Annotated in this window: 11 protein-coding genes; 6 read left to right on the top strand and 5 right to left on the bottom strand. The window is 46.1% G+C overall.

Features of this window, described 5'->3' with window-relative positions:
- Window positions 1–72 precede the first annotated feature (72 nt).
- A complete protein-coding gene (locus ACKKE8_RS30520) occupies window positions 73–699 on the bottom strand; it encodes a cupin domain-containing protein (protein ID WP_409176288.1) in 627 nt (208 codons plus the stop codon).
- A 129-nt stretch (window positions 700–828) separates the two neighbouring features.
- Here ACKKE8_RS30520 and ACKKE8_RS30515 point away from each other — a divergent pair, with 129 nt between their 5' ends.
- Entirely contained in the window at window positions 829–6,744 is a 5,916-nt protein-coding gene (locus tag ACKKE8_RS30515) for an AAA family ATPase (protein WP_409176287.1), read from the top strand.
- 52 nt (window positions 6,745–6,796) lie between these two features.
- Here ACKKE8_RS30515 and ACKKE8_RS30510 read toward each other — a convergent pair whose 3' ends face one another.
- From ACKKE8_RS30510 to ACKKE8_RS30500, 3 genes are all read right to left on the bottom strand, one after another.
- Entirely contained in the window at window positions 6,797–7,153 is a 357-nt protein-coding gene (locus tag ACKKE8_RS30510) for a response regulator (RefSeq protein ID WP_409176286.1), read from the bottom strand.
- Window positions 7,154–7,347: 194 nt separating this feature from the next.
- A complete protein-coding gene (locus ACKKE8_RS30505) occupies window positions 7,348–7,710 on the bottom strand; it encodes a carboxymuconolactone decarboxylase family protein (protein ID WP_088909948.1) in 363 nt (120 codons plus the stop codon).
- An 86-nt stretch (window positions 7,711–7,796) separates the two neighbouring features.
- Window positions 7,797–8,471, bottom strand: a complete 675-nt coding sequence (locus tag ACKKE8_RS30500; protein WP_409176285.1) for a Crp/Fnr family transcriptional regulator — start codon at window positions 8,469–8,471, stop codon at window positions 7,797–7,799.
- A gap of 198 nt (window positions 8,472–8,669) precedes the next feature.
- Between ACKKE8_RS30500 and ACKKE8_RS30495 the strand changes: the two genes are divergently transcribed.
- From ACKKE8_RS30495 to ACKKE8_RS30475, 5 genes are all read left to right on the top strand, one after another.
- Window positions 8,670–9,434: a DUF4097 family beta strand repeat-containing protein gene (locus tag ACKKE8_RS30495; protein WP_409176284.1), complete on the top strand. Its 765-nt coding sequence runs from the start codon at window positions 8,670–8,672 to the stop codon at window positions 9,432–9,434.
- Window positions 9,435–9,684: 250 nt separating this feature from the next.
- Window positions 9,685–10,638, top strand: coding sequence for an ABC transporter permease (locus ACKKE8_RS30490; protein WP_409176283.1), 954 nt, complete (start codon window positions 9,685–9,687; stop codon window positions 10,636–10,638).
- On the top strand, window positions 10,635–11,573 hold the full coding sequence (locus ACKKE8_RS30485; RefSeq protein WP_409176282.1) for an iron chelate uptake ABC transporter family permease subunit: 939 nt from the start codon (window positions 10,635–10,637) through the stop codon (window positions 11,571–11,573). The genes ACKKE8_RS30490 and ACKKE8_RS30485 overlap by 4 nt, the downstream gene beginning before the upstream one ends.
- Complete coding sequence (locus ACKKE8_RS30480) at window positions 11,570–12,328, top strand: ABC transporter ATP-binding protein (protein WP_409176281.1); 759 nt, start codon at window positions 11,570–11,572, stop codon at window positions 12,326–12,328. The genes ACKKE8_RS30485 and ACKKE8_RS30480 overlap by 4 nt, the downstream gene beginning before the upstream one ends.
- Before the next feature lie 104 nt (window positions 12,329–12,432).
- A complete protein-coding gene (locus ACKKE8_RS30475) occupies window positions 12,433–13,419 on the top strand; it encodes a siderophore ABC transporter substrate-binding protein (protein ID WP_409176280.1) in 987 nt (328 codons plus the stop codon).
- Between the two features lie 95 nt (window positions 13,420–13,514).
- On the opposite strand, the gene ACKKE8_RS30470 is transcribed toward ACKKE8_RS30475, so the two are convergent.
- Complete coding sequence (locus ACKKE8_RS30470; protein ID WP_409176279.1) at window positions 13,515–14,171, bottom strand: DJ-1/PfpI family protein; 657 nt, start codon at window positions 14,169–14,171, stop codon at window positions 13,515–13,517.
- Window positions 14,172–14,317: the final 146 nt, after the last annotated feature.

Genomic DNA, 14,317 nt, shown 5'->3' with positions numbered 1-14,317 from the left:
ACACGAGCTTACACGATAAAACAATGTGTGGAGGACACCAAGCTGGAGTAATCCTATGGTGTCTTTCCCATTTTATCCTTGCATCGTCTTTTGCGCTGTTTGCTCGATTTCGGAATGGGAGACTGGTGCAGCTGGAGAGGTTTTGTAGTATTTTTCGAGCGACTTATCTGAGCCTGTCCAACGAGCCAGTGCAGCGAACACAGCGAACATGCCTTTTTGCAGGAAGCGTGGAATGATTGGGAGGTAAAACTGCCCCATCTGAAAGATCGTTCCCAAGAGGAGAATATTTTTCGGGATATACTGCTTGAGAATCGGCAAATAAAAGCTGCGCCCGTCTGTATCGAGCCCGTATCCACAGCGGACAAACGCTTCGAAAGTACCTGCCGGACGGATTTCGACATCGAAGCTGACGAATTCGTTGGAGGGGTTGTGGAACCCATGAACCTTGTCTGTCGGAATGGTTAGCTTCTCTCCCGGCTTCAGGATTACTTTTTTTCCATCAATGGTTACCTCTAAATTTCCAATTACACCTTCAAAGGTTTCGACAAGTTTTGTATGATAGTGTAGAAAAATCCCGTTATCCGGTGGAAGATCGGTACGGAATAACAAATATTCGCCATTCGTTTCTTCCGTTGTCTTTAGAAAGGTAACCACTTCATGATTGTGCGGGTTACTTACACTGCGACTTAAATTTGGCAAAACTATACCTCCTTGAAAAATAGTAAAAAGAGATTATATTAAGACAGAATATAGATTAAATATAGATTATTTGTTCCGGGGCAACAATTAAAAAGATAGGATGTTCTACCTAAAGATGGAGTGGATAGTATGAGCGGCATGATCGTGGTTCCAGGGTATAGGGTGGCAGAGTTTCTTTCCACTCATTCAAAATTGGGAATGTATCGGGGTTATAGAAATAACGACAATCTCCCTGTCTTATTCAAAGTACCGATGGAAGGACCTTCCCATAAAGAATCTCTGTGGAAACTGAAGCATGAATATCGCATTCTTCAATCATTGGAATCCCATGCAGTGGAAACGATCATCGAACTCGTTAATCACAACCGTGAGACGGTCATGATTACGGAAGATTTCGGGGGAGTGCCGCTCTCCTTGCTTATGAAAATGAAAGGACTGTCACTGAAGGAGATGCTCTTCATTGCGGTCCGCATGGCTACCTGCCTGAAGGAAATCCATCAGCACGGAATCATTCATAAGGATGTAAATCCCGATCATATCCTGGTTCATCCTGAAACCTATGAGGTAAAGCTTGTTAGCTTTGGGTTGGCGTCTAAATGCCACCAGGAATACCAAAGTGTGATGAATCCAAAAGAATGGAAGGGGAATCTTCGCTACGTCTCGCCGGAGCAGACGGGGAGAATGAATCGTACCGTCGATTACCGCTCCGATATTTATTCTTTTGGTGTCACGCTCTACGAGTTGTTGACTGGAAAGCTGCCCTTTTTAACTTCGGACATGCTTGAACTCATACATGCTCATATGGCGAGAAAGCCGCTCGCTCCCTCCAGTGTAAAACCATCCGTTCCAGAGATTCTATCGGACATTGTGATGAAGTGTCTGTCAAAAAATACAGAGGATCGCTACTTTAGCATGTCTGGCTTACTGGCAGACCTGCAGCGCTGCTACGACCAGCTTGAACAAAACGGTTTGATTACGCCTTTTCTGCTTGCTTTAGAAGACCGTGCTGATCACTTGCGGATTCCAGAGAGGCTGTATGGGCGTGAGCAAGAAATCCAGATGCTCATCGATGCATTTGAGCAAGTCACGAACGGCGCTACGAGGATGGTTCTCCTCAGTGGCTCTGCTGGCGTGGGTAAATCTGCTCTCGTGCTGGAAGCGCAAAAAGCGTTTTTGAGAGGCCGGGGCCGGTTTGTATCAGGAAAGTTCGACCAATATAATCAGGCCGTTCCGTATTCGGCCATCATTCAAATCTTTCAGGATTTGATCAAGCAGCTCTTGGCAGGCCACGAACGCGAGCTGCTTGCTTGGCGAGAGATGATACTTGACGCCATGCAAGGACTTGGTCAAGTGATCGTGGATGTCATTCCACAGCTTGAGGCAGTGATCGGCACACAGCCTGCAGTGCCTGAGCTGCCTGCGGCAGAAGCAAAAAATCGCTTTCAATGGGTGATGCAACGCTTTATTCGGATTTGGGCGCGATCAGACCATCCACTCGTCCTGTTCCTGGATGATTTACAGTGGGCGGATTCTTCTTCGCTTTTCCTGATCCGAGAGTTGGTTGCGGATATGCAGATCAGTCATTTTCTGTTGATTTGCGCTTATCGTGAGCATGATGGCAGTACGATGAATCCGTTGATTGCCCTTTTGACAGAGACAGGCATCAAGAGCCGCATTTTGCGCCAATTCACGTTATTGCCGCTTCGAGAACCCGAATTCAATGCGATGCTAGCGGATGCGTTGCATAGTGATCCGGATATGACGAAGCCGCTGGTTACGATTATTATGCAAAAAACAGCTGGGAATCCGTTTTATGTAAGAGAATTCATTAAAACACTGTATGATCGGAACTTGCTGTGCTATGTGAGAGAAGAACGGAACTGGCAATGGGATTTGACCGAAATCGAGAAGCTGGGTACGACGGAAAATGTGGCCGATTTTCTCGTAGAAAAAATGAGAAGATTGCCTGATTCCACTCAGCAGCAGCTCGGTTATGCTGCTTGTCTGGGTAACTCGTTTTTGCTTCATTTGATAGCCAAGTCACGAAATCAAACGGAGTCAGAAGCCATCCAGCATATACGGCCTGCGATTGAGGAAGGTCTCATCTATCCGATTGAAGGAGCCGAATATCTGAATTACGCTGCGCTCGTGGAAGAAGAAGTGGCGTCTCAGATGAGGATTCGTTTCCGCTTTGTGCATGATCGAATTCAACAGGCCGCCTATTCGTTGTTAGCAGAGGCAGAGCGCGGACAGATTCACGTCAAGCTGGGCAGGATGATGTGGGAAATGCCCCAAGGAAGCGAATCTGGCTTCCTGTTCGAAATTTGCGATCATATGTATCGGGGCAAAGATATACTGGCCGATCAGGCGGAGCGGATGCATGTAGCGCACTGTCATTTGCTCGCTGGACAAAAAGCGAAATCCTCTGCGGCATTTGAGTCGGCCTTGCAGTACTTCCAACGTGGTCTTGAGCTGGTCGGGGATGAGGGCTGGCAGCACAATCATGATCTGACCATGGAGTTGTGTGCGTTGTCTGCGGAGACGACGTACCTCTGTAACCAATTGGATGAGGCAAAACAATTGTTTGAACGCGGGATCCAGCATGCCAAAACAGACCGAGAACGAGTACGCATTTTGGAAATGGAAATTCGTATGTATACGCGACTGGCTGAATTTCCGCGTGTCATGGAGATCGCAAGCGAAGCCTTGGGGTTATTGGGTGTACCGATTCCCAAAAAGCCTGGCAAGCTCGATATCATTAAGGAAATGTTTCACATCAAACGCCGCCTCAAAGGCCGGAAAATAGATGAGCTGCTGTATTTGCCGGATGTTCCTGATGAAAATTATCAGATGGCGATGAGCATTATCAGCTACGCCGGGCCATCTGCTTACTATGTCAATCTCAATTGGTTTGCTTTAACGATTTTGCGTGCTCTGCATCTGTCGCTCGTGCACGGAAACGCGGTCGCCTCGGCAAACGGTTATACCGGTTACGGGATCGTACAAGCTGCTCAATTCGGAAATTATCGAGAGGCTTACGAATTTGGACAAGTGGCTTGCCGTGTAGCAGACAGCTTCGCCGATCCAATCGCCATGACAAAGGCGTATGGCGCGTTTGCCCTACTGATCAATCACTGGTGCGAGCATGCGCGGACGAATATCCCTCTCCTGAAAAAAGCGATTCAGCTCGGCTTGGACGGTGGCGGCAACATTTATGCTGCCTACAATGCCCATGGGCTTTTGGAGGCCATGCTTTATTGCGGTGTGCCAGTGGAGGAATTGGAGCAGCAAATCGAGGAATACAGCGATATGATTCAACAAATCAAGGTGGTTGATCACGATGATCGACTCCTGTTATTGCGCCAGGCGCTGCATACTTTTACACGGTGGTCCGACGATGAACGAACGGCGTTTTGCCATGATGGATTTGACGAAGCGGCATATGTAAGCAACCTGCAAAAAGAAGGAAACAGCTACAAACGGTACATGTACCACTATTATAAATCGATGGTTCATCTCATGTACGGGAATCACCTGGAGGCTGCCGAGCTGCTGGACGAAGCGGAGCAATGGATGGATTCGGTCAGCGGACAAGTTCTTGTCAGCCAGCAAGTTTTTATGCAAACACTGGCATTAACAGGGCTCTATGAGAACGCCAACCGTCAAAAAAAATCGAAGTATGGGAAAAAAATCAAAGCAAATATCAAAAAGATGAAGACGTGGGCAAAGGAATGCCCAGAAAATTTTCAGCACAAGTGGTTGCTGATGTATGCTGAGTGGCTGCGTGTCACTGAGAAAAAACAAGAAGCAGGTCCTTTTTATGAAAAGGCGGTTCAACTCGCCAAAAAAGATGTTTTTTTGCAAAACGAGGCAATGGCAAATGAATTGGCTGCCCAGCATTACTTGGCACTCGGACTCGAAACGATTGCGAAGGTATACATGACCGAGGCGCACGAGGTTTACATGCTTTGGGGAGCGGTCGCCAAGGCACGAGAGATTGGGGAACGTTACCCTTATCTTTTGCAACGGGCAAGAAGCTTGGGAGCTTCCGCAGAGATTGCCACGACTGACCAGACAGCAGACCTCGTCGATTTGATGAGTGTCATCAAGGCGTCGCAAACGATTGCTAGCGAGCTCCGCCTGGAAATGCTGTTGGCGACGATGCTGCGCACGGTGATGAGCAATGCAGGTGCGGAGAAAGGAATCCTCCTGCTGAAAAAAGATGGTGACTGGCTCATCGAAGCGGCAGGCTCTGTCGATTTGGACGTGGAGATCATGCAGTCTGTCCCGTATGAACATAGCGGGATGCTCTCTGTCGCCGTCGTGAATTACACCATTCGTACAGAAGAGATGCTGGTGCTCCACAACGCTTCGGTTGAAGGCGTCTTTTTCCGTGATACGTACATTGCGAAGCACGAGCCGAAATCGATTCTATGCTCCCCGCTGTGGCAGCAAGGCAAAATGATCGGTGTCATTTATTTGGAGAACAACGAGACGACACATGTTTTCAACGAAAAACGTTCAGAGCCGCTCAGACTGATCTTCTCGCAAATTGCGATTTTTATTGAAAATGCGAGGCTGTATCATCAATTGGAGCAGTGGAATCAATCCTTGGAAAAGATCGTAACAGAGCGTACCAATGAGATTCAGGCACTTTTACAGGCGAATAAAAATCTGTTAAACAATGCGGGTCAAGGCTTCCTGTCTTTTTCCAAAAACCTGCTGGTCCATTCCGAATACAGTCGGGAATGTCTACGGATTTTTGGCCGAGAACTGGCTGGGGTATCGGTCGCCGAGTTACTATACCCAGATCGTCCAGAAGACAGCGCGTTTATTGAATCCCTTTTGGAAAAGTACTTTGAAGCAAAAGACCAAGGGCAAAAAGAGCTGTATCTCAGTCTATTTCCTACGGAAATCCAGATCAATCAAATGCCGTTGAAGCTGGCATGTAAGCCGATTTATGAAGATCGGCGAGATTCGCCAGAGGGCTTGATGCTGATTCTGACTGATATGAGTGAGCAACGGGCGCTCAAATCCAAGATGGAGCGAGAATGGCAAAGGTTGAATATGGTCGTAACGGTAGCGATTAGTCTCCCGCTCTTCCAAAAGGTACTGCGAGCTTTTGACGCTTTCTTTGAGGATGGGTGGAAGCGGGTCCTCGGAGAAGAGCTGGCGGATTCCGAGAAACTATTCAAATTGGTCGCTCAGATTCATCAGTTTAAAGGTGACTTCAGCCAATTACACTTGATTCATACACCGCAAAAGCTACATGATTTGGAGTCGTGGTTGATTCAATGGGCAAAGTCCGAAGAACACCTGTCCGATGAGGATGTGCGGGCCCAGCACTCATTCGCAGAGGTTCGAGCTGCGATGCAACAAGATTTGTCGATCATGCAGCACAAGCTCGGGGTCCGATTCCTGGATCATAACGAGCATGTGTACACGATTGCAAAAGAGCAATGGGAAAGCTTCGAGCATGAGATCACTAGTCTGATACAGGGGGAAGCTCAGCAGGAGCTGCTCCACCGCATTCGCAAGCTTCGCTATCGTCCCATGAAGGACATGTTGTCCCGGTATGAAGACTATGTAAGTGAGCTTGCCATCCGTCTCAATAAGACCATCGATCCGGTAGAGTGGGATGCAGAAGAAGTACTGGTCGATCCGGAGCGATTTGAGAATTTTGCGAGGAGCCTGGTTCACGTATTCAACAATGCCATCGATCATGGAATGGAAGAAGAACAAGAACGATTGGCATGCGGAAAAGAACGTAGTGGCAAGATTCAATGCCGCATTTGGCAAGAGGATACTTCCCTGTGCGTCACGATTCGTGATGATGGGCGGGGCGGAGATATGGAAAAGCTAAAGTTGGCATTGGCGGAGCATGTCACGGTGCAAGAAAATGCGAGTCTCGTATCGGGCAGAGGAATTGGCCTGTCCATTGTTAAGCAAGAGGTTGAGCAGTTGGGCGGAACCCTTCATGTTCATACCGAAAAAGGAGAGGGCACCCGCTTTATCTTCCGAATCCCGTTGGAAGACATTCGCTAGACCCATAGAAAAAAACTGAGGCGACAATGCCTCAGTTTTTTTGATTGATCGACTAAAGAGAATTCGTAATGGAAGCCAAAAGTCGTTCTTCATCGATCGGTTTTAGAATATAATGGCGCGCTCCAGCGTTGATTGCTTCAAAAACGAGCGGCTTTAATCCGTTGGTGCTGACCATAATGATGTTGGCGTCGGGGAAGGTGCCGATGATTTTTTTGACGGTCTCTATGCCATTCATACCTGGCATATTGATATCCATCGTCACCACGTCGGGAAGGTGGGCCGCATACTTTTGATAGGCGTCCAATCCATTCGTTGCTTCTGCAATGACTTGATGGCCCGCCCGTTCCAAAATGATTTTCATGTAATCTCGTACTACAAGGGAGTCGTCTGCTATCAGTATACGAGCCATAAAACCTCCTGTTTCGAAACAGTTAGTAATTCTTGGTAAGTGAGCAGCCTACTTTTACCATAACACTGATAGGAAAAATATCGCAATCATTTGATCATAAAAAGTGTGCAAACATACAAAAAAACAAACGAATTCCAGCTTTTGATGAAACTGGATTCGTTTGTTTAGTTTTCCAGATGAGTCATGTATTTCGGTTAGCAAAAGCAATCTGGCTTGCCAGGAGCATCACGATAGGCGAGCAAGGCATTGACCCCATGACTTAAGATGGCACCAGAACGTGTCACTGCGGCAACGAGTAGAGCCTCCATAATTTCCTCCATGGTGCCGCCCAGTTCTTTATACTTTTTGACGTGAACATCGATGCAATAAGGGCAGCCAGTCACGTGAGCGACCACAATGGCAATCAACTCTTTCGTTTTGACCGGAAGCTGGTGGGATTGCTGGTAGATTTGCCGCTCGAAAGAAAAATAAGAAGCGGCAGCATCTGGCGCCAATTTCATCAATTCTGGGATGTGCGACAAATTTGCTGATTCATAATAGGAACGTGCTTTTGACATGAAACATCCTCTCCCTTTCATGGGTAGTCACTACGACTTTATTGTAGAGAGAGAAGATGGTTGCTTCTGTAACTTACTCACCAATCTCACCAATCACTAGGAAAAAGTTTTTCCTGTAGAATATCACGGCGTATAGCTGTGATACGGCCTCGGCCTAACTGAAGCCATCCGGTTTTTTCAAACTCCTTGAGTGACCGACTGATTACCTCTCTGGCAGTCCCGAGTTCTATGGCAATCGCTTCATGGGTGATGGAAAGATGATTGTGAGAATCTGTGGTACGACGTAGCAATAATTCGGCGATGCGGGCGTTGATCGGCTTAAACGCGATATCCTCGACCAGAGACGTGACGGAGACCATTCGGTTGATCATGTTTCGGTAAATAAACTGACGCAAGTCCTTGTAGCGATCCATCCAGTCTTTGAAGACATCTACAGGCAAAAGCAGCAGCTCAGTTTCCTCTTCTAGCTGTGCAGACGCTTCATAGCCTGTCTCACCTAAAATACTTGCCATCATGAGGACGCAGACTCCCCCGCGTTGTACCCGATATAACGTAACCTCACGTCCTGACTCACTGATGATATAGATGCGGACCTTGCCCGACAATACAAAAGCGGCGTGGGCAAACAGATGGCCCTGCTGCATCGTGAGCTGGGGAGAAAAGCGTTCCACTGTTATGTCAGGATGGCGCCATGCGGCTTCCGGAACAAGGGAAAAGCACGGAAAAGCATCCGTCACAAGTTGGATTCGATTCAAGTCCATTGTTTTACCCTCCGAGGCAACCTATTTAGAAAAATATTCTTACTTGTAGTGTAGGGAAAAGACGCGATCTCGACAATGGAATATCCGTCTACAGACTGACGAGAGAACAACGCTGTAGCCTGATTTCTCTTCTGCGCTGTTTTGCTACGATGTTATAGAACTTATCTTGTAAAAATAACCAGTATCGAGGGGAAACAGATGAAACAGATGAAGCAGTGGATAGGAGTAGGTCTAATTGCTGTGGGAATCGGCTTGGCCGGATGCACGATCAACGATAACGTGATCAAGATTGAAGAAGAAAAAAGACAGCTTGAATTACCTGCGGAGTCCATCGAGGCGTTGAATATTGTTATGGATTCAGGCGATTTGATCGTCAAAGGTGATGAAAAAGCAACCGCGATTCATGTAGAGGCTGATATCAAATCGAAAAGTGTCAAACCCGAAGAAATCATCATTACACTCGAGAAGGATGGGAATACCGCAACACTACGATCCGAAATGAACACGGATATCGGTTTTAACTATGTGGATATGACGCTAACGGTAATCGTTCCTGCCCAGCTGCCGATAGCCCTTACCGATGGATCAGGAGATATTGACATGACGAATCTAACAGGAAAGCTCACGATTGAGGATGACTCTGGGGATATTCGATTAACGAATACGAACGGAGAGGTAGAGATTCGTGACCAGTCCGGTGACATTAAGATCAAGGACGCTTCGGCCCTCAAACTGATCGAGGACGACTCGGGTGATATCTTCATGGAAAATACGGGTGGAAATGTAGAGATTCACGATCAATCCGGCGATATGGTTATTCGAAATCATAAGGGTGACATAAAGATATCCGACGAAAGCGGCGACATGGTCATTGATACCGTCGAAGGAAATGTACGAATTGAGAATGACGGGAGCGGAGAGCGAACCGTTCTAAACATAAAAGGCTCGTTCACATCTAAATAAATCAGGACCGTCAGGGTTTTTGCCCTGGCGGTTTTCTTGTTCTTGTCGGTATTTTGACAGGTTGAGGAAAAAATTAGCCGACTAATGAAAAAAAGCTTTCCCTTCCGATAAAGAAGTGCTAATATAACAAAGGTAGTTCTAATTGAGAATGAATCTCTTTATTAATGATCATGAGAATTATTCTCTCTCGTAAATACCCGAGTCAATACGGAACATTACTCCAGGAAAAAGTAAGAAGAGTAGGGACGCGATGAAAAAGAGATATTTGGTTGTAGCACTTATTTTGCTATCGTTCGTTTCACTTTTTATTGGCGTGAAAAATATATCTCCGTGGGATCTGTTCAATCTCACAGATGACAAAGTGCAAGTATTATGGATCAGCCGGATTCCGCGATTAATCAGTATCATCATCGCAGGGATAAGCATGAGTATCGTCGGTTTGATCATGCAGCAGTTGACCCGAAACAAGTTTGTTTCGCCCACGACTGCGGGAACAGAGGATTCCGTTCGCTTCGGAATATTGATCTCTCTCCTGGTTTTCGTTGATGCCGGTCCATGGGTAAAGCTGCTCGTTGCTTTTGCTTTCTCACTCTTGGGAACGTTTATCTTTATGAAGATCCTTGATCGAATCAAATTCAAGGACTCCATTTTCATTCCGTTGGTGGGATTGATGTTTGGGAATATCGTCGGTTCTATTACGACGTTTTTCGCTTATAAGTACGACCTGATGCAAAACATGTCTGCTTGGTTGCATGGAGATTTCTCCACCATTATGAAGGGCAGCTACGAGCTTTTGTACATAAGCATTCCGCTGGTGATTATCGCCTACCTGTATGCGAATAAGTTCACGATTGCCGGAATGGGTGAGGAGTTCGCCATCAACCTCGGGCTGAACTACAAGCAGGTCGTCAATATCGGATTAATCATCGTTGCATGTGTGACGTCGGTTGTGATTCTCACGGTAGGGGCGATTCCGTTTTTGGGACTTATCATTCCAAATCTGGTGACGCTGTACTTGGGGGACAACCTGAAGAAAAGCTTGGGGCATACCGCATTGCTTGGCGCGGTGTTTGTACTTGCCTGTGATATCCTGGGACGCCTCATTATCTTCCCATACGAGATTTCCATCGGCTTGATGGTTGGGGTCATAGGCAGCGGGGTATTCGTGTACTTACTCATGAGAAGAAAGGCATATGAACAATGAAAGCGAAGATAGGTGCCCTGTCGATTGTGGCCATTGCTTTAATAGCCATATTCATGACGATTAATGCCGGTGGCAACTGGGATTATGTCCTTCCACGGCGGACGAAGGAAATTCTCGCTATTATTTTAACCGGATGCATCATCGCCTTTTCCACGATGGTCTTCCAGACAATTACGAACAACCGAATTTTGACGCCAAGTATCATCGGCCTGGATTCGCTCTATATGTTCATTCAAACGTTTGTGATTTTTGTTTTTGGTTCGGCAACTTCTTTGATGAACGCCAATGTGAACTTCCTGATTTCAACAGGGGGGATGGTGCTTTTTGCAGGACTGCTTTATAAATTCCTGTTTAAAAGAGAAGGGCAAAACATTTACTTCCTGTTATTGATCGGATTGATCTTGGGTACGTTGTTTAGCAGTTTGTCCACGTTCATGCAAGTATTGATCGATCCGAATGAGTTTTTAGTCGTACAAGACAAGATGTTCGCCAGCTTTAACAACGTAAAAACAGATTTGCTGATCATAAGCTTTGTGTTGGTCATCGCGATTGCGATTTACTTCTGGCGTTACATCAAGTATTTGGATGTGTTATCGCTCGGCCGGGATCAGGCGATCAACTTGGGGATTCCATATGATTTTGTCATCAAGCGATTCCTCATCGTGATTGCGATCCTCGTCTCCATTGCGACAGCTTTGGTCGGACCGATTACCTTCCTCGGACTGTTGGTAGCGAATGTCGCCCATCAGTTTTTGAAAACCTATCAGCATAAACATTTGCTGGCAGGCTCTGCTTTAATCAGTGTCGTTGCTCTAGTTGGCGGTTCGTTGATTGTGAAGCACGTATTCACTTTTTCCACAACACTCAGTGTCATTGTCAACTTTATTGGTGGGGTTTACTTCATCTATCTTCTGTTAAAGGAGAATAAAGCGTGATAGAAGTCCGGAATGTCTCAAAACAATATGGTAGCAAATATGTCGTGGAAGACGTCTCTGTGAAAATTGCCAAGGGAAAAATTACGTCCTTTATCGGACCCAATGGGGCCGGAAAGAGCACCCTGCTGTCCATGATCAGCCGTTTGTTGACGAAGGATCAAGGCGAGGTTTTCATTGAGGGTCAGGAGATTGGTCAGACAAAGAGTAGTGAACTGGCCAAAAAAATATCGATTCTTAAGCAATCGAACCACATTACGGTACGGTTGACGATTCGCGAGCTGGTCAGCTTTGGTCGCTTCCCGTATTCACAGGGGAATTTGACAAAAGAGGATTGGAAGTATGTAGACGAAGCGATCCATTATTTGGAGCTTACGGACATTCAGCACAAGTATCTCGACCAGCTGAGTGGTGGTCAACGCCAGCGTGCGTACATCGCCATGGTCGTCGCTCAAAATACAGAATATGTCCTTCTGGATGAGCCGCTCAACAATCTGGATATGAAGCATTCCGTCCAGATCATGAAGGTACTGCGACGTCTGGTAGACGAAATGGGCAAAACGGTCGTCATCGTGATTCATGACATTAACTTTGCCTCTGTCTATTCGGACTATATTGTCGCTCTCAAGGACGGCAAGGTCGTAAAAGAAGGCACCACAGACGAGATCATCACACGACCTACTCTAAAAGATGTCTATGACATGGATATCCAGATCGAAGACATTGAACAGAACAAAATATGCGTCTATTTCGCGTAAGATCCATCTTCCTATCGTTAAAATTTTGATGGCCTGCAGGGGGGTTCATCAGCAAGCTATCAATAATTTTATATACTTTTAAATTCTATATAGAGGTGAGAGAAGTGAACAAAAAACTACTCGTGCTGTTTATGGCAGTACTGATGGCTGTATTCACAGCTGCATGCGGCTCCAATAGCGCTGCACCTGCAACACCAGCGACAGATGCAACAAAAGCACCTGAAGCTGCACAAACATCTGAAGAAATTACCATCAAGCATAAATTGGGTGAAGCAAAACTGAAAAAGAATCCAAAAACCGTTGTTTCTTTTGACTACGGTGTCCTGGATTCCTTGGATAAATTGGGTATCGAAGTAGCGGGTGTTGCACAGTCTTCCAACATTCCTCCGTACCTGGAAAAGTTCAAAGATGCGAAGTACACAAACGTTGGTGGTTTGAAAGAACCGGACTTTGAAAAAATCAACGCAATGAAGCCTGATGTGATCTTCATCTCCGGTCGTCAAGAGCCTGCTTATGAAGAGCTGAACAAAATCGCACCAACTATCTTCATGGGTGTAGACAACGAGAAGTACATGGAATCCTTCAAAGAGAACATGAAAACGTTGGGTACTATCTTCGGTAAAGAAGCACAAGTAGACGAAGAACTGGCTAAAATCGACGAGTCTATCAAGAAAGTGAATGAAAAAGCAACAGCAAGCGGTAAAAATGCATTGATCGTATTGGTCAACGAAGGTAAGTTGAGCGCGTATGGCCCAGGATCTCGTTTTGGCATGATTCACAAGGAGCTTGGTTTCACTCCTGTAGACAAAGACATCAAAGTAGAAGGCCACGGTCAAAGCGTATCCTTTGAATATATCATGGAAAAAGATCCAGACTACCTGTTTGTAGTAGACCGCGGTGTTGTGAATAAGAACCAAGACGCTTCTACTTCTGCACAACAAACCATCGAAAACGACTTGGTCAAAAACACCAAAGCGTTTAAAAATGGCAACATTATTTACCTTGATGCAAACTACTGGTACCTCTCCGGTGGCGGATTGGTTTCTACTGGCAGCATGTCAGAGGAAGTTATGAAAGAAGTTAAGTGGTAAGAAGCTAGAGATGAGAGAAGCGACAGTCCAGGGGAGTAAGACATTCCCTGGACTGTCGCCTTTTCATTTTTGCGAACGTGCTGATTCATTGTGATTTAGACACGGGGCTCCCGTTTTGCAAACTCCTGTAACATCCCTCTTATTTGTTCTACCAATAAAGCAGGTGCCTTCTTAGGTGAACCCGAGTCAAACGGTGGCTGGGGATCGTATTCCAAAATCAACTGGACTCCTTTACTCATATCTTCTCCCAATTCCCATGCAACTAATTGGAGTGCCATGTCGATACCAGAGGAAACGCCGGCAGCTGTAACGATTTTGCCCTGACGAACGACTCTTTCCTCTGTTGGAGTGGTTCCAAGGGATTGGAGCAGTTCGAAGGACCCCCAATGAGTGGTGGCTACAGCTCCTTGTAACAAGCCTGCGGCGCTTAAGATCAGAGAGCCATTGCAAACAGACGTAGTCCATTTCGTTGTTTCATGTATGTGGCGAATCCACTGCAGAGTTTCTTCGTCATTCATAGGGGTTTTATAATTGGGCGGACTGCAACCGGGAACAACAAGAATATCAGCGGAAGTAACTTCAGAAAAACTGTAATCGGCATGTAAATAGCCCATATGGGAGTCAAGCTTGATTAACCCTTTTTTCTTAGCGACAAACTTCACTTCACATTTCAGCGTAGCAGCGAATACATCGTATGGACCAATTGCATCTAAAGCGGTGATGCCGTCGAAAAGCAAGATTGCAACCTTCATGATGATCTCTCCTTTGAAATGGGATATTTTTCTTGCAAACAAATATTATCATACATATACGGGGTATGTGTATGTCGGAGATGTGACTAACTGTTAGGTTTTCTAGTCCCGTGTAACGAGGAGAGATAAACAGTAGGTATAGCAAA

This window comes from Brevibacillus fortis (assembly GCF_046196545.1).
Classification (GTDB): Bacteria; Bacillota; Bacilli; order Brevibacillales; family Brevibacillaceae; genus Brevibacillus; species Brevibacillus fortis_A.
This window is presented reverse-complemented; position numbering and strand designations above follow the sequence as displayed.

Coding starts and splice junctions, on each gene's coding strand:
- ACKKE8_RS30495 (WP_409176284.1), top strand. CDS start 8,670: ATGAAACAGATGAAGCAGTGGATAGGAGTAGGTCTAATTGCTGTGGGA.
- ACKKE8_RS30485 (WP_409176282.1), top strand. CDS start 10,635: ATGAAAGCGAAGATAGGTGCCCTGTCGATTGTGGCCATTGCTTTAATA.
- ACKKE8_RS30500 (WP_409176285.1), bottom strand. CDS start 8,471: ATGGACTTGAATCGAATCCAACTTGTGACGGATGCTTTTCCGTGCTTT.
- ACKKE8_RS30515 (WP_409176287.1), top strand. CDS start 829: ATGAGCGGCATGATCGTGGTTCCAGGGTATAGGGTGGCAGAGTTTCTT.
- ACKKE8_RS30505 (WP_088909948.1), bottom strand. CDS start 7,710: ATGTCAAAAGCACGTTCCTATTATGAATCAGCAAATTTGTCGCACATC.
- ACKKE8_RS30470 (WP_409176279.1), bottom strand. CDS start 14,171: ATGAAGGTTGCAATCTTGCTTTTCGACGGCATCACCGCTTTAGATGCA.
- ACKKE8_RS30490 (WP_409176283.1), top strand. CDS start 9,685: ATGAAAAAGAGATATTTGGTTGTAGCACTTATTTTGCTATCGTTCGTT.
- ACKKE8_RS30510 (WP_409176286.1), bottom strand. CDS start 7,153: ATGGCTCGTATACTGATAGCAGACGACTCCCTTGTAGTACGAGATTAC.